The organism is Pseudomonas farsensis, assembly GCF_014268805.2.
Lineage (GTDB): Bacteria > Pseudomonadota > Gammaproteobacteria > Pseudomonadales > Pseudomonadaceae > Aquipseudomonas > Aquipseudomonas farsensis.
Genome location: NZ_JABWRF020000002.1, coordinates 1,244,570 through 1,267,765, shown reverse-complemented (window position 1 = coordinate 1,267,765; position 23,196 = coordinate 1,244,570). Strand labels below are relative to the sequence as shown.

General features: G+C 62.1%; 22 protein-coding genes and 1 riboswitch. Of the genes, 7 read left to right on the top strand and 15 right to left on the bottom strand.

Annotation, left to right across the window (positions count from 1 at the left end; all coding sequences use genetic code 11):
• The first annotated feature begins 89 nt into the window (after window positions 1–89).
• Window positions 90–617 carry an inorganic diphosphatase gene (gene ppa / locus HU719_RS15050; protein ID WP_186519865.1) on the top strand — a complete coding sequence of 176 codons (528 nt, stop codon included), beginning with the start codon at window positions 90–92 and terminating at the stop codon, window positions 615–617.
• Between the two features lie 162 nt (window positions 618–779).
• Complete coding sequence (locus HU719_RS15045; protein WP_186519866.1) at window positions 780–1,475, top strand: LexA family transcriptional regulator; 696 nt, start codon at window positions 780–782, stop codon at window positions 1,473–1,475.
• Window positions 1,476–1,928: 453 nt separating this feature from the next.
• Here HU719_RS15045 and HU719_RS15040 read toward each other — a convergent pair whose 3' ends face one another.
• The 5 genes from HU719_RS15040 to HU719_RS23775 form a co-directional block, all read right to left on the bottom strand.
• Window positions 1,929–2,300, bottom strand: coding sequence for a helix-turn-helix domain-containing protein (locus tag HU719_RS15040; protein WP_225917235.1), 372 nt, complete (start codon window positions 2,298–2,300; stop codon window positions 1,929–1,931).
• 460 nt (window positions 2,301–2,760) lie between these two features.
• Complete coding sequence (locus tag HU719_RS15035; RefSeq protein ID WP_186534729.1) at window positions 2,761–3,528, bottom strand: PP2C family protein-serine/threonine phosphatase; 768 nt, start codon at window positions 3,526–3,528, stop codon at window positions 2,761–2,763.
• The gene (locus tag HU719_RS15030; RefSeq protein ID WP_186534728.1) at window positions 3,528–4,280 is read right to left on the bottom strand and encodes a serine/threonine protein kinase; all 753 of its coding nucleotides are present in this window, start codon (window positions 4,278–4,280) and stop codon (window positions 3,528–3,530) included. Before HU719_RS15030 ends, HU719_RS15035 begins: the two co-directional genes overlap by 1 nt.
• Before the next feature lie 338 nt (window positions 4,281–4,618).
• Window positions 4,619–5,824 (bottom strand): RtcB family protein, encoded by a 1,206-nt coding sequence (locus HU719_RS15025; RefSeq protein ID WP_186534727.1) that lies wholly within the window; start codon window positions 5,822–5,824, stop codon window positions 4,619–4,621.
• A 66-nt stretch (window positions 5,825–5,890) separates the two neighbouring features.
• Window positions 5,891–7,009, bottom strand: a complete 1,119-nt coding sequence (locus HU719_RS23775; protein WP_186534765.1) for a slipin family protein — start codon at window positions 7,007–7,009, stop codon at window positions 5,891–5,893.
• Between the two features lie 1,024 nt (window positions 7,010–8,033).
• Between HU719_RS23775 and rtcR the strand changes: the two genes are divergently transcribed.
• Window positions 8,034–9,617 (top strand): RNA repair transcriptional activator RtcR, encoded by a 1,584-nt coding sequence (rtcR, locus tag HU719_RS15015; RefSeq protein ID WP_186534726.1) that lies wholly within the window; start codon window positions 8,034–8,036, stop codon window positions 9,615–9,617.
• Window positions 9,618–9,653: 36 nt separating this feature from the next.
• Window positions 9,654–9,795: riboswitch (FMN riboswitch) on the top strand.
• A gap of 80 nt (window positions 9,796–9,875) precedes the next feature.
• The gene (ribB, locus tag HU719_RS15010) at window positions 9,876–10,526 is read left to right on the top strand and encodes a 3,4-dihydroxy-2-butanone-4-phosphate synthase (protein ID WP_186534725.1); all 651 of its coding nucleotides are present in this window, start codon (window positions 9,876–9,878) and stop codon (window positions 10,524–10,526) included.
• Window positions 10,527–10,682: 156 nt separating this feature from the next.
• Here the strand turns inward: ribB and HU719_RS15005 are convergent, their stop codons facing one another.
• Genes HU719_RS15005 through HU719_RS14995 form a run of 3 tightly spaced genes read right to left on the bottom strand, consistent with a single transcriptional unit; the run spans window position 10,683 to window position 14,440 of the window.
• Window positions 10,683–11,876, bottom strand: a complete 1,194-nt coding sequence (locus tag HU719_RS15005; RefSeq protein WP_186534724.1) for an SGNH/GDSL hydrolase family protein — start codon at window positions 11,874–11,876, stop codon at window positions 10,683–10,685.
• A 1-nt stretch (window position 11,877) separates the two neighbouring features.
• A complete protein-coding gene (locus HU719_RS15000) occupies window positions 11,878–13,050 on the bottom strand; it encodes an SGNH/GDSL hydrolase family protein (RefSeq protein WP_186534723.1) in 1,173 nt (390 codons plus the stop codon).
• Window positions 13,037–14,440, bottom strand: a complete 1,404-nt coding sequence (locus tag HU719_RS14995; RefSeq protein WP_186534722.1) for an MBOAT family O-acyltransferase — start codon at window positions 14,438–14,440, stop codon at window positions 13,037–13,039. Before HU719_RS14995 ends, HU719_RS15000 begins: the two co-directional genes overlap by 14 nt.
• Window positions 14,441–14,676: 236 nt before the next feature.
• Here HU719_RS14995 and HU719_RS14990 point away from each other — a divergent pair, with 236 nt between their 5' ends.
• The 3 genes from HU719_RS14990 (at window position 14,677) to dxs (ending at window position 17,893) form a co-directional block, all read left to right on the top strand.
• On the top strand, window positions 14,677–14,919 hold the full coding sequence (locus HU719_RS14990; RefSeq protein ID WP_186519873.1) for an exodeoxyribonuclease VII small subunit: 243 nt from the start codon (window positions 14,677–14,679) through the stop codon (window positions 14,917–14,919).
• Window positions 14,916–15,803: a (2E,6E)-farnesyl diphosphate synthase gene (gene ispA / locus HU719_RS14985; RefSeq protein ID WP_186534721.1), complete on the top strand. Its 888-nt coding sequence runs from the start codon at window positions 14,916–14,918 to the stop codon at window positions 15,801–15,803. The genes HU719_RS14990 and ispA overlap by 4 nt, the downstream gene beginning before the upstream one ends.
• A gap of 194 nt (window positions 15,804–15,997) precedes the next feature.
• On the top strand, window positions 15,998–17,893 hold the full coding sequence (dxs, locus tag HU719_RS14980) for a 1-deoxy-D-xylulose-5-phosphate synthase (protein WP_186534720.1): 1,896 nt from the start codon (window positions 15,998–16,000) through the stop codon (window positions 17,891–17,893).
• Between the two features lie 163 nt (window positions 17,894–18,056).
• Here dxs and HU719_RS14975 read toward each other — a convergent pair whose 3' ends face one another.
• The 7 genes from HU719_RS14975 to ribBA form a co-directional block, all read right to left on the bottom strand.
• Window positions 18,057–18,473: an MFS transporter gene (locus HU719_RS14975; protein ID WP_186534719.1), complete on the bottom strand. Its 417-nt coding sequence runs from the start codon at window positions 18,471–18,473 to the stop codon at window positions 18,057–18,059.
• The gene (gene ribA / locus HU719_RS14970) at window positions 18,470–19,081 is read right to left on the bottom strand and encodes a GTP cyclohydrolase II (protein ID WP_186519877.1); all 612 of its coding nucleotides are present in this window, start codon (window positions 19,079–19,081) and stop codon (window positions 18,470–18,472) included. Before ribA ends, HU719_RS14975 begins: the two co-directional genes overlap by 4 nt.
• Window positions 19,082–19,210: 129 nt before the next feature.
• The gene (locus HU719_RS14965; protein ID WP_186519878.1) at window positions 19,211–19,954 is read right to left on the bottom strand and encodes a substrate-binding periplasmic protein; all 744 of its coding nucleotides are present in this window, start codon (window positions 19,952–19,954) and stop codon (window positions 19,211–19,213) included.
• 108 nt (window positions 19,955–20,062) lie between these two features.
• Window positions 20,063–21,019: a thiamine-phosphate kinase gene (gene thiL / locus HU719_RS14960; RefSeq protein WP_186519879.1), complete on the bottom strand. Its 957-nt coding sequence runs from the start codon at window positions 21,017–21,019 to the stop codon at window positions 20,063–20,065.
• 18 nt (window positions 21,020–21,037) lie between these two features.
• Window positions 21,038–21,538: a transcription antitermination factor NusB gene (gene nusB, locus HU719_RS14955; protein ID WP_186519880.1), complete on the bottom strand. Its 501-nt coding sequence runs from the start codon at window positions 21,536–21,538 to the stop codon at window positions 21,038–21,040.
• Window positions 21,535–22,011, bottom strand: coding sequence for a 6,7-dimethyl-8-ribityllumazine synthase (ribH, locus tag HU719_RS14950; protein WP_003255395.1), 477 nt, complete (start codon window positions 22,009–22,011; stop codon window positions 21,535–21,537). Before ribH ends, nusB begins: the two co-directional genes overlap by 4 nt.
• A 92-nt stretch (window positions 22,012–22,103) precedes the next feature.
• Window positions 22,104–23,195, bottom strand: coding sequence for a bifunctional 3,4-dihydroxy-2-butanone-4-phosphate synthase/GTP cyclohydrolase II (gene ribBA, locus HU719_RS14945; RefSeq protein WP_186519881.1), 1,092 nt, complete (start codon window positions 23,193–23,195; stop codon window positions 22,104–22,106).
• Window position 23,196: the final 1 nt, after the last annotated feature.

Sequence of the window (23,196 nt, the reverse complement as noted above, 5' to 3'; positions counted from 1 at the left end):
GCCACACATCAGGCCGGGCGTGGCATGCACTGGCGGAATGTGTCTATAATCGCCGCCACTTTTTTGATCAAACACGGGGACATTGCCCAATGAGCTACAGCAAGATTCCGGCTGGCAAAGACCTGCCGAACGACATCTACGTCGCGATCGAGATTCCGGCCAACCACGCGCCGATCAAATACGAGATCGACAAAGACAGCGACGCCCTGTTCGTCGACCGCTTCATGGCCACCCCGATGTTCTACCCGGCCAACTATGGCTTCATCCCCAACACCCTGGCTGACGACGGTGATCCCCTCGACGTGCTGGTCGTGACCCCGTACCCGGTAGCGCCAGGCTCGGTCATCCGCGCCCGCCCGGTTGGCGTGCTGAACATGACCGACGACGGCGGCGGCGACGCCAAGGTCATCGCCGTCCCGCACGACAAGCTGAGCCAGCTGTACGTTGACGTGAAGGAATACACCGACCTGCCGCCGCTGCTGATCCAGCAGATCGAGCACTTCTTCGCCAACTACAAGGATCTGGAGAAGGGCAAGTGGGTCAAGATCGAAGGCTGGGCCGGCGCCGACGCCGCCCGCGAAGCGATCACCAAGTCGGTTGCAGCTTACAAAGGCTGATCGGCTGAACCCAAAGAGCCCTGCTTATGCGGGGCTTTTTTATGTCTGCAGAAAACTCCTACACAAGCCTAGGAGCCCGCCTACATTTCCCCGACGTTCCTACAATTTCCCTACACAACCGGTTCATTTATCAACGCGTAAGACGGCGATAGACTCATCGCCATGAATACATCCGGTGAACGCCTTAAAGCCCTCCTGCTGGAGTGCGACCTGACCCCTTCGGACTTTGCGGCGCTGCGCAAGGTCTCGGCCCAGCACATCAACAACTGGTTCAGGCGCGGCGTACCGCTCGCCCGTCTCGAGGACGTTGCCGAGCAGTTCAGTGTGCGCCAGCGCTGGCTGAGCCATGGCGAAGGCCCCAAGTACATTGACCTGCGCACCGCCGCCCAGCACGCGGCCATCCCAGAGCGGCCGTTACCCTTGGGCGAGCTGCCCCAGGCGGCGGTGCCGGTGCCCTTCTATCGCATGAACCAAGGCCGGCTGGAGCATGCCACCGAGTTGCACCCCCTGATCCCGCCACAGGCGCTGAAGCGCCTGGGCATCGCGGTGCAGCACAGCTTCTGCATCGAAATGCCAGAAGACAACCTGGCGCCGCAGTTGCCCCAAGGCACGCTGCTGGCCGTTGACCGCAGTTTCAGCAAGGTGGTGGATGGCGAATATTACGCCCTGCTGCACAATGGTCGCCTGCGCGTGCATCAGCTCAGCCGCAGCCCGGGCGGCATCTTGTGCCTGCACAGCCACGACCGCTTCAACCACCCGACCGAGCGCTACACCACCGCGCAACGCCGGGAACAGCAGCTGGAAATCGTCGGCTGGGTATTCTGGTGGTCATGCGTACGCCCGAGTCGCCCAGGGTGAAACACACTGAACCAATTTTTGCTGGGCATCGCTGGCGCGCCCGAGTATGCTACGGCCCACATCACGCCCCCTGATGGTGCAAGCCGCATTACAGAGGGCCTGGCGACGGCCGACACAGCCGCCAGCCATCTTTTTCAGGCCATGTTGCCACCCGTTTAAGGCGGTTGCGGCTTATCAAAAATGAGCCAAAACCGTCCCCGAGAAGCCGGCCACAAGCCGGCTTTTTAATTACTACAGGCCTTGATTTGCGGGGCTCCCACTTAGACAGCCAAAACCAGCCCATACCTTGGCCCATACGTTGGCGGCAATCTGCATTATTTCTCTACCAGTAACGACCCGTTGAGCTGGACCGCCACCACAACTCTTTCGGTAGCCGCTCTGCGGGCCTGGAGTTGAAAGCACGGGGATACTTGAGGATTGAGCAGGATTCGTCCTGTGACTGCCCGAGCAGCTTCAGGAACTCGATGACAAGCCTGCGATTCTTGGAATGAGCGTCTGGAAGTTCAGGTGCACCAAGATCACCTCGTTCCTCTGATCTGATGCAGCCTCTTCGCTACCTTTCGACTCGGATTCCGCGACAGCATACGGCTCAGACGTTTTCGTGCCAAGCGCGTGGCTGAGCTTGTGCAGTAGTTCCAGAGACGGCAGTTGCTGCGATCTTTCGAGCTTGGACAGGTTGCCCGCCTCCATAGTGAACCCCTTTTCCAGTCGAGCCTTGCGTTTAGTCGCGCCGATATTCATCAGGGGATTCTGTGGATGGCTTTCCAGCAGCGCAAAGTTACAAATACAAATTGTTCGCAGATATTTTTTTTCATGCGAGAACATTTACTGAGCGGCGGATTGCTTCAGGGCAATTTCGTCAACTGGCGTGGCCTCCAAAGGCGGAGAGCGGATTGGTGCTCAGCAGAGAATGGTAAGAAGGCACGATCTGGACGGCAAAGCGCGTGCGATGCGGGATCAGCCAGTAGCGTCTGGGCTGGCTCACCGCCTGATTCAAGAGTAGTCCGTTTTATTCGGAAATGGTTGCGATACTCGAAGAGATGGTGAATTAGTACGGGGGGGCTAGTGAAACGCGGAGAAAAAATCTCTGGATATGAGTGATCAGACGCATCGACCAAAGAAGCGTGCAAATCACGGGAGCCCAAAGGAATGCAACCCAAGTCTTTATGGGGTCCATCTGAAAATAAAGTGCGGGTGCGTGCCGCTTAGACACTAAATATTCAACCGACCACGTATATCCGGCTACACTGCGCGATTCAATGTAGCCACCACAAACGAATTTATCCTAATCAAACAACTCCAACTGTGATGCCCTGACAAATCTAGCAGCCACCAAAGAACAGTCGTCTACTGGATGTAACCTCATGATTCGTCTACGTAAATTAGAAGCGAACCGATTGGGATCATCCAAGGTACTTTCTAAAAAGCGCGGCCTTACCTCCCAAGAATGATAGGCCCCATCTGACATCAAGAACAAGCTTATGCTTCCATCCTTATCACAAAAATCGTTATAACTTATAAAAACTTCTTGGAAGTGCAAGCTTACGTTCTTTGAAATCGCTGAAAACAGCGTACTTTTCCCTCTTACTTCCTTGAGCTCCGACGGTCTGTACAGTCCCTCATCAATAAGTTTCTGATGCTGCGTATGGTCCTTAGTAACCTGTCGAAGCTTGCCATTCTCCTTGAGATAAACGCGACAATCGCCTACATGACCGATTCTGACTCCATACTCGCCTGCATAACAGAACGTTAAAGTCGTCGCAGCTTCGAAGTAACTTGGGTTTTCCGTAACCAGATTGGATATACGACTTCTGATCTGCTCAAAAATTTGTTTTGTAGCATCACCGCCCTCGAACGCGGATGGTGGTAGGCTTGTCAAATAATCAATAGCTGATTCAGACGCACTGCTGGCACCAGCGTATGCACCCACGCCATCTGCTACAGCCATTAAAAATCCGTCGCCGACCTTACGAGGTGGCAAAATCGAGTCTTCATTCTTTCTAGGCGGCTCTTTGGGGAACGAAAATGAGCTTGAGCTTAAAAGCTTAATCATTACCTTTCTCCTTGGACGGCAGCGACTAAATCATCTCGCATGTCTTGCACCTCGGCATAACGATCATTAGGCCGACGGGTAGTACTTCTTTTAAAAACCTCATGGACACCTGGATTACCCAGCATATCCAAATCCTCCAACAACACACCTAAAGCAAATATATCACTTCTCTTACTGTAATCTCCAGCCGCAGAAATTTCAGGAGCCATGTAATTTGCAGTCCCCATAGCCATAGCGATTTTTGTAATAACTTCGGACTCGGCACTTTTATCCAGATTCTTAACCAATCCAAAATCTGAAACCTTGTATACGTCGCCGAACCTGAGTATATTTGACGGCTTAATATCGCGATGCAGATAACCCAAAGAGTGCAAATATATCAACCCATCGAGCACCATTAAAATAATTTTAATCTTCTGCGATACCGTCAGAGCGCCACTGTCAATATCGTCCTGCAAATCACCGTCAGCGAGATCCATGATAAACCATGGCTGCTCAGACTTCAGATCGCAAAGATAAATATTTGCGACATTGGTGTGCACACACGAAGCTTGGTAGGATACTTCACGAGCAAAGCGCCTACGAAATTCTTCCCTTATTTCTTTATCTAGATCGCTAAGACACTTACGTGCGTATTCGCCACACCGAACACCTTCAATATTAAAAAGCTCAATTCTCTCGACAAAACCAAAACCACCTTTCCCAATACGCTTTATTATTCGATATTTATAGTTTCCGTGATAGCCATCCATTTTGTGATCCATGCTCCCTAAAAAATTCCAGCCCATTCATTGAAACGCATATTGCTTCGTGGGCCTAACCCGCCTCGACATAGCATCATAGTGCCATGACGGCGTCAAAGGTGTCTCTAGCGACAGTCGACAGGTTGCTGAGCCCCCCCCGGGGGGGGCGCAGACTAGTGCGTGAATCGTTGAAGAGATGGTATGGCGGAGCTGGATCTGCTGCTTGCAAAAATGAGCTGTTCGAAGATAAGGCGCTTGAGATAGCACCTAAGCGCCTTACCGCCAGCAGTTTGAGTCCTGAAGCGGGCTCCCGCTGAGAGCATCAATCTTTGCAGGACCGGGTACTGTTAGCCCTTGACGCAAACCACCTGCCGCAAGGTATGCACCACCTCCACCAACTCCCGCTGCGCCTGCATCACTGCATCGATGTCCTTGTAGGCCATGGGGATCTCGTCGATCACCTGTTTGTCCTTGCGGCATTCCACATGGGCCGTGGCGCGCTGCTGGTCGGCGACGGTGAACAGGCTTTTGGCCTTGGTCCGGCTCATCACACGGCCGGCGCCGTGGCTGCATGAGCAAAACGCCTCTTCATTGCCCAGGCCGCGCACGATGAAGCTTTTGGCGCCCATGGAGCCTGGGATGATGCCCAGCTCGCCCTTCTGCGCCGACACCGCACCTTTGCGCGTCACCAGCACTTCACGGCCAAAGTGCTGCTCTTTCTGCACATAGTTGTGGTGGCAGTTGACGGCCTCAAGGCGCGCCTCGAAGGGGCGGCCGAGCACGCTGCGGGTGGCGGCGACGACTGCCAGCATCATCAGCTCGCGGTTGTGCCGGGCGAAGTCCTGCGCCCACTCCACTGCCTCGACGTAGTCGGCGAAGTGCTGGCTGCCTTCCTCGAAATAAGCGAGGTCTTTGTCTGGCAAGTTGGCGATATGCTGGCGCATGTCGGCCTGGGCCAGTTCGATGAACAGGTTGCCGATGGCGTTGCCTACACCGCGCGAACCGCTGTGCAGCATGAACCAGACGCTGTCGGCTTCATCCAGGCACACCTCGATGAAGTGGTTGCCGCCGCCCAAGGTGCCCAAGTGCTGGCGGTTGTTGGTCTTTTCCAGGCGTGGGTACTTGTCGGTGATCGCCTTGAAGCGCCCGGCGAGGTTTTGCCAGACCTGGTCGGCCTGGCCGGGTACGTCGCTCCAGGCGCCTTGGTCGCGGCGGCCGAAGGTCTTGCCGTGGGGGACGGCTTTTTCAATGGCGCTGCGCAGGCCGTGCAGGTTGTCCGGCAGGTCGCGGGCGTGCAGCGAGGTGCGGGCGGCGATCATGCCGCAGCCGATGTCCACACCCACGGCCGCGGGGATGATCGCGCCGAGGGTCGGGATCACGCTGCCGATGGTCGAACCTTTGCCCAGGTGCACGTCGGGCATCACGGCCAGGTGCTTGAAGATGAACGGCATCTTTGCGGTGTTCTGCAACTGGCGGCGCGCGTCGTCTTCGACCGGCACGCCGTCGGTCCACAATTTGATCGGCTTGCCGCCGGCGACTTCGAGAATGTTCATTACGGGGTTTCCTTGTTACCGGGTCCAGCGTGCGCCGGCCTGAGACAGGCCGGCGCCGCTGTGTAATCAACCTGCCTTGATGCTCACCAGGCCGTTCAACACCTGATCGAGCCCGCCGAATACCGAAATCCGGTCGATGCGCTCAGCCACCCGCTCCAGGGTTTCCAGCTCTTTGAGGCGCAACGCCGTGGCGCTGCCCTCCATCACCTTGGCGGTGTTGAGCAGTGAACGCGTCGCCTGGGTTTCTTCACGGCGGCGGATCACGTTGGCCTGGGCGGCTTTTTCGGCCTCCACTACCTGCGCCAGCAAGGTCTTCATCTCGCCAGGCAGAATGATGTCACGCACACCCAGGCTGCCCACTTCAAGCCCGCTGCCCTGCAACTGCTTGAGCAGGTGTTCGTTGACGCTGTCGTCGATCAGTTGCTTGTTCTCGAGCAACTCATCCAGGGTACGCGTACCCACGGCTGCGCGCAGGCCAAACTGCAGCTCGCGGTACAGGTGCTCGACGGGCTTACTCATGCGAGCGTGGGCGCCGAGCACATCCAGGTAGCGCCAGTTGGCGACCAGGCTCAGGCGCAGGCTCACCTTGTCACGGGTGAGGATTTCCTGGCCGCTGACTTCCAATGCCTGCAAGCGGGTGTCGACCATCTCGATCTCCACCTGGCTGCCGCACCGCAGGTAGCCATGCTGCCCTGGTTCGAGCAAGCCCACCACCACGCCGTCGATCTTCAGCACACCGACGTGGAACGCCGGCACCAACGCCAACAGGACATGCTCCATGCCGGCAACACCTGGGCGGTTCATGCGTGCCACCAGCTCGTCTGCCAGGCGCAGCCCCTGGTTCAGGCTGATGCGTTGCAGCTCATGGCGGGCCTGGGCTTTCCAGTACTGGCGGCGGCTGTCCGGTGGCAGCACTTCAACCAGTTTGCCGTCTTCCAGGCGCAGGCCGACTTCATCAGCGCCGAGGTCCATGGTCACGAAATGCTCATCCATGCCCTGGGCGTGGAATTCTTCGGCGTTGAGTTCCGATACCGCCCAGCGGGTGTCGACGGTCTCGACCTCGACCTTGGCGCCACACGCCCAGAAACCATACTGGCCGACCGGCAGCAACTCGCTCACCACGCCGTCGATGCGCAGCACACCCACATTGAAGGTCGGCACCTTCACCAGCAGCACGTTGTTCATGCCGGTGATACCGGGCTGCTGCAAGCGAGCCTGCAGCGCGGCGTCGATACGCCGGCCTTGGCGCAGGTCGATACGCTCGACGTGCTGGGCCACTGGCCCTTTCCATTGCAGGCGCTGGCTGCCGGGTGCCAGCAGTGCCTTGAGTTTGCCGTCTTCGAAATACAGGCCGACTTCATGTTCGGCGACATCCAGGCTATCGAAATACTGCTCGACCAGCGCCGGCTCGTACTGGCGCAGGTAGCGCTCGAGCGACGTGTCGTGCAGCGGGGAATTCTGTGGGCAGGCCTGCAGCGTCAGCCGCCCCTGCCAATCGAAACGCTTGTGTTGCCCGGCGCCCAGAATGGCGTGGAACTCGCCATCCTTGAGCAGCAGGCCGTGTTCGCATTTCTTCACCACAAAGCGGTTCAACAGTTTCATCGTGTTCATCCTTTTAAATTGTCCTTGAGTGCTGGTGTGCGCCAGAGCACCGAGCGCCGTAGGCGAAGCCTGGCGGAGTCAGGGCCGTGCAGCATCGCTGCAGCGGGCTCCTTCGTTGCGCCAGGCCCGGCCGGCGGGCCGGGTGAACCAGCGGTGGGCTCAGGTTTTCCTTCGCTGTCACGAGCCGTCCTGGCTCTGTTCGCGTTTACCTGTGCCCCACCAGCGGGGGTATTGCAGGGTGTAGCTACCGTGGAGGGTATTGATCGGTTTGAGGCCAATCTCAGGGTCCGGACGCCCGTTTCAAAGAACGCCCGGTAACGACTGCCCGTTGCGGCGGCGGCATGCACGACACCAACACTTGCGTGGGTTCGTGCACCGGCGGGGTTTTGTTCAACCCCTGACCCGAGGGCCTGCCTGGCGATGCAGTCGAGAGGGATATTGCGAGCGGCGTGCCAGGTTTGCGAAACCCACCAAAATAAATTTATAAATTATTGATTTATATAGATTTATTAATTTTCATGAACGTTTATTGGTGTTTAACACCGATACAGCAACATCAAGATTCATATACCATGAGCTAGCACTTTATCTTTTTGGATAACCTCAAATGCGTAAGCCAACCGTCGCCATCGGTTTTCTCGGCACAACTCTGGATCGCAATGGCAAGGGCGCCGCTCGCTGGAGCCGCTGGCGCCCCAGCGTTGCCCTGTGCCAGCAGCCAGACCAGCCGATCGACCGGCTGGAACTGCTGCACGGCACAAACGTGCGCGACCTGGACCTTGCCGAGCGCATTCGCGACGACATCCAAAAGGTCTCGCCCGGCACCGAGGTGCGGCTGCACGCCCTGCCCCTGCGCAACCCCTGGGACTTCGAGGAGGTCTACGGCGCCCTGCATGACTTCGCCAGCAGCTACAGCTTCGACACCGAGCGCGAGGACTACCTGGTGCACATCACCACCGGCACCCACGTTGCGCAGATCTGCTGGTTTTTGCTTACCGAAGCCCGCTACCTGCCGGCACGCCTGCTGCAAACCGCCCCCGCGCGCCAGCAGGACGCCGATGCCGACCCGCGCGGCAGCGCCACGCTGATCGACCTCGACCTGTCGCGCTACGACCTCATCGCCTCACGTTTTCAGCGCGAGCAGGCCGAGGGCCAGTCACTGCTCAAGGCCGGCATCGCCACGCGCAACGCTGACTTCAACCGCACCATCGAGCAGATCGAACGGGTAGCGCTGCGCTCCAAGGCGCCCATTCTGCTGGTCGGGCCGACGGGCGCCGGCAAGTCGTTCCTGGCTCGCCGCGTGCACGAGCTCAAGCGCGGCCGCCACCAGTTGAGCGGGCGCTTTATCGAGGTGAACTGCGCCACCCTGCGCGGTGACGGCGCCATGTCGGCGCTGTTCGGTCACGCCAAAGGCGCGTTCACCGGCGCGCAGAACGCCCGCGACGGCCTGCTGCGCGCGGCCGACGGCGGCATGTTGTTCCTTGACGAGATTGGCGAGCTGGGCGCCGACGAGCAGGCCATGCTGCTCAAGGCCATCGAAGAAAAACGCTTCTTCCCGCTAGGCGCCGACCGCGAAGTGCAAAGCGACTTCCAACTGATCGCCGGCACCCACCGCGACCTGCGCGCCAAAGTTGCCGACGGCTCGTTCCGCGAAGACCTGTTCGCCCGCATCAACCTGTGGACCTTCGCCCTGCCAGGGCTGGCGGCGCGGCGTGAAGACATCGAGCCGAACCTGGACTTCGAGCTGCAACGCCACGCCCGCGAACAAAACCGCCAGGTGCGTTTCAACCTTGAGGCCAAGCGCCGCTACCTGGCCTTTGCCCTGGCCGCCGAGGCGCGCTGGGCGGGCAACTTCCGCGAGCTGTCGGCGTCGGTTACGCGCATGGCCACGCTGGCCGACAGCGGGCGTATCGACGAGGCACTGGTGGAGGAGGAAATCGGCCGGTTGCGCCATGCCTGGGGGCTTGAGAGCGAACAACTGCAGTTGCCGATAGACCAGCCGCTGGACCTGTTCGACCAGGTTCAGTTGCAGGCGGTGATCGACGTATGCCGCCGTGCGGCAAGCCTGTCGGAGGCTGGGCGAACGTTGTTTGCCGTGTCGCGCCAGGAAAAGGCCAACCCCAACGATGCCGACCGCCTGCGCAAATACCTGGCGCGTTTTGGCCTGGACTGGCAGCAACTTAAGTCGTAGCGCTTGCTGGCAGGCGGGCCTCTTGCTGTATGCTGGCCCGGTCTTCAGGGCGGGGTGCAATTCCCCACCGGCGGTAAATCGAAAGATGAGCCCGCGAGCGCCCCGGCCATGCCGGGGGTCAGCAGATCTGGTGCAACTCCAGAGCCGACGGTCATAGTCCGGATGAAAGAAGGCGTTTGCCAGGGGCAGTTCGTGCGCCCCTGCGCGCGCATTTTGTTCGCCCCGAGACGTTCATCGATCATTCACGAGGAGCGTTTCATGTCCACCACGCACCACAAGCCTTTCCCCAACGTCACTGCCGCAATCGCCGCCTTCCAGGCTGGGCGCCCGGTACTGCTGCTCGACGACAACGACCGCGAAGACGAAGCCGATATCGTTGCTGCGGCCGAGAACCTGTCGTTGCAGACCATGGCCATGATGATCCGCGATTGCAGCGGCATCGTTTGCCTGTGCCTGGACGAAGCCACGGTCGACGCCTTGCAGCTGGCACCGATGGTGCCGAACAACCAGGCCCGCCACGGCACCGGCTTCACGGTGACCATCGAGGCGGCCGAAGGGGTCAGTACCGGGGTTTCGGCGCAGGACCGCATCACGACCATCGAGGCGGCGCTGCGTTCGACGGCGCAGCAGCGGCATATCGTCAGCCCCGGCCATGTATTCCCGCTGCACGCCCGCAATGGTGGCGTGCTGACCCGCCGTGGCCATACCGAAGGCTCGGTGGACCTGGCGCGCCTGGCCGGCCTGCGCCCGGCGGCGGTGCTTTGCGAACTGATGAACCCCGACGGCAGCATGGCGCGTGGCGAGCAGGTGGCGGTGTATGCCCGGCAGTACAACCTGCCGGTGCTGACCATCGAAGAGTTGGCGCGCTATCGCCAGGCGATGCTGGCGCTTGAGGCGGAGCCTGCCTGAGAGTGAACCGGGCTTGACGGTGTAGGAGCGGCCTTGTGCCGCGAAAGGCGGCGAAGCAGCCTCAGGTTCTGTGCCGCGTGCAAGATCGTCGGGGGCGCTTCGCACCCCTTTCGCGGCACAAGGCCGCTCCTACACGCTACAACGACAGGCCAAGCCCTAGCGCAGGCCCAGCGGGCCTTTCAGAAACTCATACAAGCCCGCTGCACTTTTGCGGTAGCCATCGGCTGTCAGGTGCACCTGGTCCGGCCGCGCCAGGCCGTTGGCTTGCCAGCCGGCAATCGAGCATGGCCCGCCCATGAACGCCTGCCAGTCCCAGAACAGCGCTTTGTGCTTCTGCGCAACCTGCTTCTGGATACGCACCACCGACGCCAACGGCTGCGGCTGGCGTGCCGCACAACTGCCGGCCCTGCGGTTCTTGATCGAGTCCGGCGGCCCCACCAGCAATATCGCAGTGCGCGGCAGGTCCTTGCGCAGGCGCGTCAGGGTCGCGTCCAACTGCGTGCGGTACAGCACCAGGTCGAGCTTGTCGTCGAACGCTTCATTGGTGCCGTAGGCCAGAACCACCAGGTCCGGCTTGATCGCCTTCAGGCTGTCCTGCCAACCCGGCTGCCACTTGTCGACCACCTCCAGCCGCGCACCATTGATGCCCAGCGTGGAGTAGGTGACGCCCGCGTTCTTCTGCCCCTGCAAATACCAACCACCCAGCGCCACACCACGGCCACCTTCGACACTCAACTGCATCGGCAGGCCAACATTGGCGAAGGCTGGGCTGAAGCGCCACTGGCCCTTGGTGATCGCCAGCGGCCGGCGCTGGCCACCGTTGACCAGCAGCGCAGCATTGCTGGTGGACTGGTACAGCGCCGACACCTTGTAGCGCTGGCGGTCTTCGTCGCGCGCCTGCAACACCACGCTGGCGCGGTTGGCCTGGGGCAGCGAGAGATACCCGCCCAACGGGAACTGGTTGCTTTGCTGGTTGCGCGCCGACAGCAGCTCCCACTGGCGCTTTTCGCTCTTGATGATCACCCGGTCGTTGCGAATACCCGGCACCGGCGAGGCCGGCACCAGGCCGATACCGCCATCACCGTAGCGCGCCTGCAACAAGCGGCGCAGCTCGCCACTGAACAGGTCGGCAGCGGTGTGCGAGTCGCCCAGTTGCACGATGGCGACCGGCGCGCGATTGGCATTGCGCAGCTTGTTTGCCAGCAACGCCACATTGCCGTCCTGACGGGCGGCCGGGGCTGGCGCCGGGCGTGCTGCGGGCTGGCTGGCCACGCTGTTGGCGCCGGTACTGCAACCGGGTGCGGCGCTGATCAGCAGGGCCAGGCCCAGCAGGTGATGCCATTGGCGCATCTTAATGTCCTGTAACGGTCAGGCCCGGAAAACTGATCAGCGACATAACCTGTTCGGCGATCATCTTCTGGCCTGTAATGGTGAAATGAATGCCGTCGTCGACCCGAACCTTGACCCGCTTGCCCTCCGGCGTCTGCACCGTATACGAGAAGCCTTGGTCGGCATAGCCGAGGATGGGGTTGGCCGAGACGTAGTGTTGGCCATACAGCGCGGTCTGTTGCTGGTACAGCCCGCTCAGATAATCCATTGCCGTAGACAGCCGCGCTTTCTCCATGTTCGGTGGGCCGACCCAGATCACCTGTACGTTGTGCGCCCGGGCCTGATCCAGAATCGAGTCGATGCGCGCGCGGTAGGCCACCTCCCAGTCCGGCGACTTGAAGCGCAGGAACGGCTTGCCCTTGCCCTGGGGCATGTCCCAAGGGTCGTTAGGGCCGAGGAACACCACCATCAGGCGGATGTTGGGCTCATGGTCCAGGGTTTCGGCTACCGTCTTCGGCCAGTTGAAGAACCCCGGGTAGGCAAGGCCGGTGCTCTGCTTGCTGAGGTTGATGGTGCGGATCTGATGGCGCTTGCGCAGGCTGTTGGCCAGGTGCGGCGCGACCCCTTGCATCAGCGAATCGCCGACCAGGAACACATCGTCACCGGCGGCCAGTGCAGCAACCGTACCCGGCTGCAGCGGCACAGGATGCGACGGCTGGGCGGCGACCTGCGGCTGCACGGCTGCCGGCTGTGGCGCCGGAGCAGGAACAGGCGCCGGCACGTGCGCAGGTTGCGCCGCCTGCACCGGCTCGTGCTGCGGCGCAGGCTCGGCATGCACCGGCACAGGCTGGGCCAGCGCGGCCGGGGTTTCCAGGTTGATCGACACCACCGGCTCAGGCTCAGGCAACACCTGTGGCACAGGTGCCGTGGCCAACTGCGGCGCAACTTCGAGGCGCTGCAGGAAGCTGTCGCGGCCTTCTTCCAGCGCCAGGGTCAACTGCGCACCATAGCGCCAGGCGGGCAACTGCCCGAGCAGCGGGATTTCGCAGCCTTGGTGGTATTTCTGCTGGCAGTAGAGCTTGATCGAGTCCTGGTTCAGCCAGAACAGCAGCAAGGTAGTGACCACGATGGCATACAGCGCGCGCAGCGCGCCCAGTTGCACCTGCAACAACTGTTTGCTCTCAGAAGCTTGCATAGATGAACCCCGGCACACCCGATTGCGACGCAAAGATCACCAACGACACCCCCACCCCGAGCGGGATCGGATACACCTGCCACGGCAGCCGCTGGGTGGCAGCGAACCCTGCACGCAGCAGCACCAGCCATTGCGGGTAAGTGGCGACGAACAACACGCAGCCCAGCAGCATCAAACCGGTCGGGCTGTTGAGGCCGGCCAGGCTCAGTTGGGCGATATCACCGAGCATTTCCACGGCACCATCCAGGGTGCTGCTACGGAAGAAGATCCACGCAAAGGCGACATAGTGGAACGTCATCAGCCGCGCCAGCAGGCCAGCGCCGGGCATGCGGGCAAAGCCTGGCACCCACTGGCTGAACAGCTTGGACAGCGCAAGGCCTATGCCATGCAGGCCGCCCCAGATGATGAAGTTCAGGCTGGCGCCATGCCAAAGGCCGGACACCAACATCGCCAGCAGCATGTTCAGGTTGCCGCGCCACACGCCCTGGCGGTTGCCGCCCAGCGGGATATAGACGTAGTCACGGATGAACCGCGACAGGCTGATATGCCAGCGCCCCCAGAATTCCTTGAGGTTGTGCGCGGCATACGGGGCGTTGAAGTTTTCGGGCAGACGAAAGCCCAGCAACAGGGCAATCCCGGTGACCAGGTTGGTGTAGCCACTGAAGTTGAAGTAGATCAGGAAGCTGTAGCCGTAGACGCTCAGCAGCACCTGCTCCGGGGTGTAGCCGCCGGGCGTATCGAATACCGGGTCGACCCATTCGCTGCCCAGCCAGGCACTGAGGAAGAACAGCTTGACCACGGCCAGGGCGATCAAGCCCATGGCCCGCTGCGGCTCCAGCACCTGGCGCAGCCCTTGGGGGCGAATCTGCGGCAGCATGTGCAGCGCCCGATTGACCGGCCCGGCCACCAGGCTTGGGAAGAACGCCAGGTACAGCGCCAGGTCGAACGGCCCGACCGGCGTCAGTTCGCGGCGGCTGATCGACACCAGGTAGCTCACCGAATGGAAGGCATAGAACGACAGGCCAATCGGCACCAGCACTTCCAACAGCGGCAGCGACACCACAAAACCGGCCGATGCCAAGGCGTTTTGCGCCCCTTCGACGAAGAAGGTCTGGTACTTGAACAGGTAGAAGCAGCCCAGCACCAGCGTCAGCATCAACGCGTTGCAGAACCAGCGCCCGGGATAACGCCAGGCCAGCAGCCCGAGCAGGTACACCAGCGCACTGTAGCCAAGCAGGATGTACAGCGATTGCAGGCTGAAACTTGCCACCAGGCCATAGCTGGCAGCCAGCAACAGCAGGTTCTGCAACCGCGTGCTCCAGCACAGGCTCCAGTAGACAAGGAAGAACACCGTGAAGCAGAGGCCGAATTCGATCGAAAGGAAGCTCACAACGTAGTCCGTTACGTGACATCGAGGAGGGGGTAGCCCTGCGGCATGGGGCCGCGGGCTTGGGCGCGCGGATTATGGCAGAGGGCCAGAAGCCCCACAATCGGATCGCACAACGATTTGCAAGCCAGGCATGCGCCTATAAATGCAACAGAATGCTACAAAAGCCCGGCTGATTTGCTCCCCCTGCCCCGCTCTGCTAGTGTCGCGCCGTTCTGAACGCCACCGAGACAGTCGCCATGGCCCGCAAAAAAACCTCCATCGATTTCGAAAAATCCCTCGCTGACCTGCAAGCTCTGGTCGAGCGCCTGGAGAACGGCGAACTGTCGCTGGAAGACTCGCTGGCCGCTTTCGAGCAGGGCATCGCCCTGACCCGTGACTGCCAGGGCGCCCTGGCTCAAGCCGAACAGAAGGTGCAGATTCTGCTGGAGCGCGATGGCGAGCTGGCGGCGCAGCCGTTCGATGCGGAGCCCGAGGCATGATCAGCGCCTACCAGCAAAGCGCCCAGGCGCGGGTGGACGCGGCCCTTGAGCCGTTGTTCAAGGCCCCGTCCAAAGAGCTGGAGCGGCTGTATGCCGCCATGCGCTACAGCGTGATGAACGGCGGCAAGCGGGTGCGCCCGCTGCTGGCCTACGCTGCCTGCCAGGCCCTCGGCGCCCCAGCCGAGCACGCCAATGGCGCGGCCTGCGCCGTAGAGCTGATCCACGCCTATTCGCTGGTACACGACGACCTGCCGGCCATGGACGACGACGACCTGCGTCGCGGCCAGCCGACCACCCACAAGGCGTTTGACGAGGCCTGTGCGATTCTTGCTGGCGACGGGCTGCAGAGCCTGGCGTTCAGCGCCCTGCTCGACCCGCAGCTAAGCCCGCAAGCGGACACCCTGCGCCTGGCCATGGTCCAGGCGCTGGCCAAGGCGGCTGGCCCCGGCGGCATGGTGGGTGGCCAGGCCATCGACCTCGGCTCGGTGGGCGTGAAGCTCGACCAGCAGGCGCTGGAGTACATGCACCGGCACAAGACGGGTGCGCTGATCGAAGCCAGCGTGCGCCTCGGCGCCCTGGCCAGCGGCAATGCCCAGGCGGCGCAGCTCGACGCCCTGCAAACCTACGCGCAAGCCATTGGCCTGGCGTTCCAGGTGCAGGACGACATTCTCGATGTAGAAAGTGACACGGCAACCCTGGGCAAGCGCCAAGGCGCCGATATCGCCCGCGACAAACCGACCTACCCGGCGCTGCTTGGTCTGGATGCCGCCAAGGCCTATGCCCTGGAGCTGCGCGACCAGGCCCTGGCTGCGCTGCAAGGCTTCGGTGAAAACGCCGAACCCCTGCGGGCACTGGCGCGCTATATCGTCGAACGCCGCCACTGACACTTCCTCACGTTCTGTAGCAGCGGCCTTGTAACGCGAAAGGGCTGCAAAGCAGCCCTGGCGAATTATGCTGCGAAGCTAAAAACCTGGGGCCGCTTCGCAGCCCTTTCGCGACACGAGGCCGCTCCTACAGGGGCAGCTTTTCCTCCAATGGGTTAAACTGCCGCGTCTTCAAACCTATAACGACTCGCCTGATGCCCACGACGTTTCAAGAGATCCCCCGCGAACGCCCGGTCACGCCGTTGCTCGACCGCGCCGATACGCCAGCCGGCCTGCGCCGCCTGGCCGAAGCCGACCTTGAGCCGCTGGCCGACGAGCTGCGCCAGGAATTGCTCTACACCGTCGGCCAGACCGGTGGGCACTTTGGTGCCGGCCTTGGCGTCATCGAGCTGACGATCGCCCTGCATTACGTGTTCGACACCCCCGATGACCGGCTGGTGTGGGATGTGGGCCACCAGGCCTACCCGCACAAGATCCTCACCGGGCGCCGCAACCGCATGCTCAGCCTGCGCCAGAAGGACGGCATCGCCGCCTTCCCGCGGCGCAGCGAAAGCGAGTACGACACCTTCGGCGTCGGCCACTCCAGCACCTCGATCAGCGCAGCACTGGGCATGGCCATCGCCGCCCGCCTGCAAAACGAGGCGCGCAAGTCGATTGCCGTGATCGGTGATGGCGCACTGACCGCCGGCATGGCTTTCGAAGCGCTGAACCATGCGCAGGAAGTGAATGCCGACATGCTGGTCATTCTCAACGACAACGACATGTCGATTTCGCGCAACGTCGGCGGGCTGTCCAACTACCTGGCCAAGATTCTCTCCAGCCGCACTTACGCGAGCATGCGCGAAGGCAGCAAAAAAGTGCTGTCGCGCCTGCCAGGCGCCTGGGAAATCGCCCGCCGCACCGAAGAATACGCCAAGGGTATGCTGGTGCCCGGCACCCTGTTCGAAGAGCTGGGCTGGAACTACATCGGCCCGATCGATGGCCACGACCTGCCCACGCTGGTGGCGACCTTGCGCAACATGCGCGACCTCAAGGGCCCGCAGTTCCTGCATGTGGTCACCAAAAAAGGCAAAGGCTTCGCCCCCGCCGAAGTCGACCCGATTGGCTACCATGCCATCACCAAGCTGGAACCGGTCGACCAGCCCGTGGCGCCGAAGCAGCCCAGCGGGCCTAAGTATTCCGCCGTGTTCGGCCAGTGGCTGTGCGACATGGCCGCCGCCGACAACCGCCTGGTGGGCATCACCCCGGCGATGAAAGAAGGCTCGGACCTGGTCGAGTTCAGCGAGCGCTACCCAGAGCGTTACTTCGATGTGGCGATTGCCGAGCAGCACGCCGTCACCTTGGCCGCCGGTATGGCCTGCGAAGGTGCCAAGCCGGTGGTGGCGATCTACTCGACCTTCCTGCAACGTGCCTACGACCAGTTGATCCACGATGTCGCCGTGCAAGACCTCGATGTGCTGTTTGCCATCGACCGTGCAGGCCTGGTCGGCGAAGACGGCCCGACTCACGCGGGCGCCTACGACCTGTCGTACCTGCGCTGCATCCCCGGCATGCTGGTGATGACGCCAAGTGACGAGAACGAACTGCGCAAGATGCTCAGCACCGGCCACCACTACAAAGGCCCGGCGGCAGTCCGTTACCCGCGCGGCACCGGCCCGAATGCACCGATCAGCGGCGACCTCGATCCGCTGGAAATCGGCAAAGGCGTCGTGCGCCGCAAGGGCAGCAAGGTTGCCATGCTGGTGTTCGGCGTGCAGTTGGCTGAAGCCCTGCAAGTTGCTGAAGCCCTTGACGCCACTGTGGTCGACATGCGGTTCGTCAAGCCGCTGGACGAAGCACTGGTACTGGAAATGGCCGCCAGCCATGAACTGCTGGTGACCCTTGAAGAGAACGCCATCATGGGCGGCGCAGGCGCGGCAGTGGGTGAGTGCCTGGCCCGCGAGGCAGTGGTCAAGCCGCTGTTGCACCTGGGGCTGCCAGACCTGTACGTCGAGCACGCCAAGCCTGCGCAAATGCTGGCGGAGTGTGGGCTGGACGTGGCGGGGATTGAAGCCTCGGTCAGGGCGCGGCTGGCAAAGCTCGGCCTGTAAGCCAGTCGCTGTGAGCTGTGTAGGAGCGGCCTTGTGTCGCGAAAGGGCTGCGCAGCAGCCCCGGCGATATCGGCGTGGTGCACAAATCCTGGGGGTGCTACGCACCCCTTTCGCGACACAAGGCCGCTCCTACAGGGGATCGCGGCATGCCGGATGGCGCGGGTCAGCCTAGCTGGCGCGGGATGCGGTAGAGGTACAGCAACACCATGGTCGACAGCGCCAGCAGTATCTGTGGCACCGCCTCCAGCCCCACCAGCACCGACAATGCGGCCACCCAGGCCGGGAAACAGGCAAACAACATGGCCATGCGCCGAACCTGCGCCAGGGTGATCCAGGCGGCAGGCTCATCCGGGCTGCCCAGCGCTTTGTCTGTAGCGATCAACGCCCGCTTGTAGGCACCGAAACGCGGCAAGCTGAGGAACATGGTTGCAGCGCCCGCGATGAACAGCGGCATGGCCAACACGCCCATTTGCACGGCGCCACCAAAGGCCCAGGCCATCACCGGCAACGGCACCAGCCCCACGGCCAGGTACTGCCACCAGGCGAGTGCCAGGCGGCGCTTGACCTGCCCGCGTGTCACGCCTGCTCGCCCTGGTGCTTGTTGCCCATCATATGGCCGAGCTTGTCGGCCTTGGTCGCCAGGTACAGGCGGTTGTGCGGGTTGTGCCCGGTGTGCAGCGGCACACGCTCGGCCACCTTGATGTTCATGTCGGTCAGGGCTTTGACCTTGCGCGGGTTGTTGGTCATCAGACGCAGTGCGCTGACGCCCAGGTGCTCGAGCATCGGCAGGCACATGGCGTAGTCACGCTGATCGGCCGCAAACCCCAGGCGCTCGTTGGCTTCGACGGTATCGGCGCCGCCATCTTGCAGCTCGTAGGCGCGGATCTTGTTCAACAGGCCAATGCCTCGCCCTTCCTGGCGCAGGTACAGCAGCACACCACGGCCTTCGCGGGCGATGGCTTGCAGCGCGGCTTCAAGCTGCGAGCCACAGTCACAGCGCTGGCTGAACAGTGCGTCGCCAGTCAGGCACTCGGAATGCAGGCGCCCCAGCACCGGCTCACCGTCGGCAATCTCACCCAGGCTGAGCACTACGTGCTCGCGGCCAGTGGCTTCGTCGAGAAAGCCATGCATGGTGAAGGTCGCAAAAGGGGTCGGGAGTTTAGAGGCGGCAACAAAGACGACGGGCACGTTGTGCTCCTGGATGTAGGAATTTTCAATCGGCAGATTGTATCAGCAGCCCGCCATAGGTGCGCAGGCTGAATACCGGGGCTTAAGATCGAAAAGTTCGATGCTTATGGAGCACGCCCCTGCTACAGCTCAGAGCGGCTGGCTATTGGCAGTGAATGGGTACGGCTGCTTCCAGCGCTCGAAAATCGGCTTCAACTCGCCGCTGCGCACCAACTGCTGCATGCGCTGATCGAACAGGTCGCTGAGCGCCTTGCCGCGCGCGGTATTGCCGAACGCCAGGTACAACGGCAGCTCAGTCAGGTGGGTGCTGCGAAAAAGCCCGGGGTTGGCCGCGCGGCCAAGCACGTACTGAACCTCGGTGAAGGCATCGACATAGAAGTCGACGCGGTCATGCTCGAGCATCGGCAGAATCCCTTCACGGCGCTGTACCTCGCGAAATTCCTCGACATTGGACAGATAACTGCCGTAATCGTAGCCGCGCACCCAGGCCAGGCGGTATTTGCCGATGGTGTCCACAGTCGGCACCGGCTTGCTGGCCAGGCCCAGCACATAGATATGGTCCATATCGAAATGCCAGCGCGGATAGATATCGCCGCTTTCCTCGCCTTTGTAAGACCCCACCCAGGCATCGGCCTCTTCACGCTTGACCAGGCCCATTGCCCGGCTGTACGGCGCGCTTTGCGCCTGTACCTTGACCCCGGCCGGCTCGAACACCTTGCGCAGCACGTCCCAGGCAAGCCCGGTGCCATCGGCATTGGTGTAGTCGACCCATTCCTCGCTGACCAGGCGCACTTCGGCAGGCGCCTGCCCGGCAACGGCGCAGGGGCCTGCGACGAGCAACAGCAATGCCAGCAACACAGTCCTGAACCCCATCACCACGCTCCGTGCTTCATCTGTGCGGCCACAGCCACAGGTTGATCCACATGCCGCCCTTCCCGCACAAGACAATGGCCCCATGGCCGCAGCCACGCAAGCGCCCGCTCACACGGTCTGCCCGAAGTGCTGATAGCCGCGCTGTTGCGGGGTGATGTCCTGGCCATGCTCATCGCGCAGGCTGACGCCCTGGCCCGGCAAAACCCGGCCAATAACGTGGTACGGCTGCACCAGGGACGCCAGCGCCGCCTGCGGCGCGGTAAACGCCAGCACGTAGTCGTCGCCACCGGTCAGCGCCGCATGCAGCGCCGCATCACGCCCCAGCAGCGCCAGCAGCGCGGCAGACACCGGCACCTGCGCCTGATCAACCTGCAGCGCCACGCCTGAGGCCTTGGCGATATGGCCGCAATCGGCCAGCAGGCCGTCGGAGATATCCAGCGCCGCGCTGGCCAGGCCACGCAACTGCTCGCCAAGGCGCAACTGCGGCAGCGGCGCCCAGTAGTGATCAAGCAAGGGTTGCGCAACGTCGGCCGGCGCCGAGCGCTGGCCCAACACCAGCGGCAAAGCCCCGGCAGCGTTACCCAGGTCGCCGCCCACACACAGCAGGTCACCTGGCTGCGCGCCACTGCGACGCAACGCCTGGCCTGTTGGCACACGGCCAAACACCGTGACAGTGATACTGAGTGGGCCGCGGGTGGTGTCGCCACCGATCAGGCTGATGGCGCAGCGCCCGGCCATGCGGCCTAGGCCTTCGGCAAAGCCTGCAAGCCAGTTGCGGCCGACGTCAGGCAGGGTCAGGGCAAGGGTGAAAGCGATTGCCGTGGCGCCCATGGCCGCCAGGTCGCTGACCGCCACGGCCAACGCACGCTGGCCGAGCAGCAGGGGGTCACAGGCATCTGGAAAGTGCACACCGGCCACGAGCGTGTCGGTGGAGATTGCCAGCTGTTCGCCGGCAGGCAGGTCCAGCAGGGCGCAGTCGTCGCCGATACCAAGCGCCACGCCTTCGCCACCCTGCGCACAAGGCGCGGCGGCGAAGTAATGGCTGATCAGCTCGAACTCACCCATGGCGTGTCAGCGCTGCAATCAGCGCTTGTTCGCCTTGACTTCAGCTTCACGCAGGCGCGGGGCCAGCTTGTCCAGCACACCGTTGACGAACTTGTGACCGTCGGTGGCGCCGAACACTTTGGCAAGCTCGACACCTTCGTTAATGACCACGCGGAACGGCACGTCGACGCGCATCATGAACTCCCAGGTGGACAGGCGCAGCACTGACAGTTCGACCGGGTCGAGCTCTTCGAGCGGGGTGTCCAGACAAGGCTTGAGTGCCTCGTCGATTTCGTCCTTCTTCGCAGGCACCCCGTGCAGGATTTCGCGGAAGTAGGCACCGTCGACGTCGGTGAAATCGTTATCGACGCGGAACTGCGCCTCGACTTCGTTCAACGAATGCTTGGCAACGTGCCACTGGTAGAGCGCCTGGGTAGCGAGCTTGCGCGCTTCGCGGCGTTTGGCGCTTTTCGATGGCTTGCCAGCATCCGCAGGTTTTGGATCGCGCGGGTTGAAACGATCGCTTTCGTCGCTAATCACTTGGCCTCCAACTGCGCCAGCAGGCTGACCATTTCCAGAGCGGACAGGGCAGCTTCGGCACCTTTGTTACCGGCTTTGGTGCCGGAACGTTCGATGGCTTGTTCGATGGAATCGACGGTCAGAACGCCGAAGGCGACCGGAACGCCGAATTCCATGGACACCTGGGCCAGGCCCTTGGTGCACTCGCCCGCTACGTATTCGAAGTGCGGGGTACCGCCACGGATCACTGCGCCCAGGGCGATGATCGCGTCATAGGCACCCTGTTGGGCGACTTTCTGCGCGACCAACGGGATTTCGAAGGCACCCGGGGCACGGATGATGGTGATGTCGCTTTCGCTGACGCCGTGGCGAACCAGGGCATCGACGGCGCCGCTTACCAGGCTTTCAACAACGAAGCTGTTGAAGCGGCCAACCACCAAAGCATAGCGACCTTTGGGGGCGATGAAGGTACCTTCGATGGTCTTCAGGGTCATGTGCGATGTTCTCATCTTCAAGAGCGAGGCCGCGCTGTGGCGGCCTCGACAGGGTTTGGACTCGAGCTTGAGGGCGACAAAGACGCTTCAAGTCACTCGGAGGGCACGTATTCTACAACTTCCAGATCGAATCCGGATATCGCGTTGAACTTCATCGGCGAACTCATCAGGCGCATCTTGCGCACGCCAAGGTCGCGCAGGATCTGCGAACCGGCACCGACGGTGCTGTAAGTGGTCGGGGTCTTGGTCGGGGCATCGCCTGCGCTTTCGCGAATGTGCGCCAGCAGCACGTCGCCATCGAGCGGGTGGCCCAGCAGCAGCACCACGCCGCTGCCGGCCTCGGCCACGGCAGCCATGGCCGCGCGCAGGCTCCAGCGGCCCGGTTGCTTGACCAGCAGCAGGTCGCGCAGCGGGTCCATGTTGTGTACGCGCACCAGGGTTGGTTCTTCAGCGCAGATGTTGCCCAGGGTCAGGGCCATGTGCACGTCGCCTTCGACCGCGTCGCGGTAGGTGACCAGGTTGAACTCGCCCAGCTCGCTTTCTACCGGCTGCTCGGAGACGCGCTGGACGGTGCGCTCGTGGATCATGCGGTAGTGGATCAGGTCGGCGATGGTGCCGATCTTGAGGTTGTGCTGGGCGGCGAACACTTCGAGCTCGGCGCGACGCGACATGGTGCCGTCGTCGTTCATCACTTCGCAGATCACCCCGCTTGGCTCGAAACCGGCCATGCGCGCCAGGTCGCACGCCGCCTCGGTGTGGCCGGCGCGGGCCAGGGTACCGCCAGGCTGGGCCATCAGCGGGAAAATGTGGCCGGGGCTGACGATGTCTTCGGCCTTGGCGTCCTTGGCCGCCGCTGCCTGCACGGTGCGGGCGCGGTCAGCGGCGGAGATGCCGGTGGTAACGCCTTCGGCAGCTTCGATCGACACGGTGAACTTGGTGCCGAAGCCCGAGCCGTTGCGTGGTGCCATCAGCGGCAGCTTGAGCGTTTCGCAGCGCTCGCGGGTCATCGGCATGCAGATCAGGCCACGGGCGTGCTTGGCCATGAAGTTGATGTGTTCAGGCAGGCAGCATTCGGCTGCCATGATGATGTCGCCTTCGTTTTCGCGGTCTTCGTCATCCATCAGGATGACCATTTTGCCCTGGCGGATGTCTTCGACCAGTTCTTCGATGCTGTTGAGCGCCACG

Excerpts from the sequence above, each read along its gene's own strand:
- dxs (WP_186534720.1), top strand. The coding sequence starts at position 15,998 with ATGCCCACGACGTTTCAAGAGATCCCCCGCGAACGCCCGGTCACGCCG.
- ribB (WP_186534725.1), top strand. The coding sequence starts at position 9,876 with ATGTCCACCACGCACCACAAGCCTTTCCCCAACGTCACTGCCGCAATC.
- ribH (WP_003255395.1), bottom strand. The coding sequence starts at position 22,011 with ATGACCCTGAAGACCATCGAAGGTACCTTCATCGCCCCCAAAGGTCGC.
- thiL (WP_186519879.1), bottom strand. The coding sequence starts at position 21,019 with ATGGGTGAGTTCGAGCTGATCAGCCATTACTTCGCCGCCGCGCCTTGT.
- HU719_RS14965 (WP_186519878.1), bottom strand. The coding sequence starts at position 19,954 with ATGGGGTTCAGGACTGTGTTGCTGGCATTGCTGTTGCTCGTCGCAGGC.
- HU719_RS15025 (WP_186534727.1), bottom strand. The coding sequence starts at position 5,824 with ATGAACATTCTCGAAGTCGCCGGCGGCAAGCCGATCAAATTGTGGACC.
- HU719_RS15030 (WP_186534728.1), bottom strand. The coding sequence starts at position 4,280 with ATGGATGGCTATCACGGAAACTATAAATATCGAATAATAAAGCGTATT.
- HU719_RS15040 (WP_225917235.1), bottom strand. The coding sequence starts at position 2,300 with ATGTTCTCGCATGAAAAAAAATATCTGCGAACAATTTGTATTTGTAAC.
- rtcR (WP_186534726.1), top strand. The coding sequence starts at position 8,034 with ATGCGTAAGCCAACCGTCGCCATCGGTTTTCTCGGCACAACTCTGGAT.
- ppa (WP_186519865.1), top strand. The coding sequence starts at position 90 with ATGAGCTACAGCAAGATTCCGGCTGGCAAAGACCTGCCGAACGACATC.
- HU719_RS15045 (WP_186519866.1), top strand. The coding sequence starts at position 780 with ATGAATACATCCGGTGAACGCCTTAAAGCCCTCCTGCTGGAGTGCGAC.
- HU719_RS15035 (WP_186534729.1), bottom strand. The coding sequence starts at position 3,528 with ATGATTAAGCTTTTAAGCTCAAGCTCATTTTCGTTCCCCAAAGAGCCG.
- HU719_RS23775 (WP_186534765.1), bottom strand. The coding sequence starts at position 7,009 with ATGAACAACGTGCTGCTGGTGAAGGTGCCGACCTTCAATGTGGGTGTG.
- HU719_RS15000 (WP_186534723.1), bottom strand. The coding sequence starts at position 13,050 with ATGCAAGCTTCTGAGAGCAAACAGTTGTTGCAGGTGCAACTGGGCGCG.
- ispA (WP_186534721.1), top strand. The coding sequence starts at position 14,916 with ATGATCAGCGCCTACCAGCAAAGCGCCCAGGCGCGGGTGGACGCGGCC.
- HU719_RS15005 (WP_186534724.1), bottom strand. The coding sequence starts at position 11,876 with ATGCGCCAATGGCATCACCTGCTGGGCCTGGCCCTGCTGATCAGCGCC.
- HU719_RS14990 (WP_186519873.1), top strand. The coding sequence starts at position 14,677 with ATGGCCCGCAAAAAAACCTCCATCGATTTCGAAAAATCCCTCGCTGAC.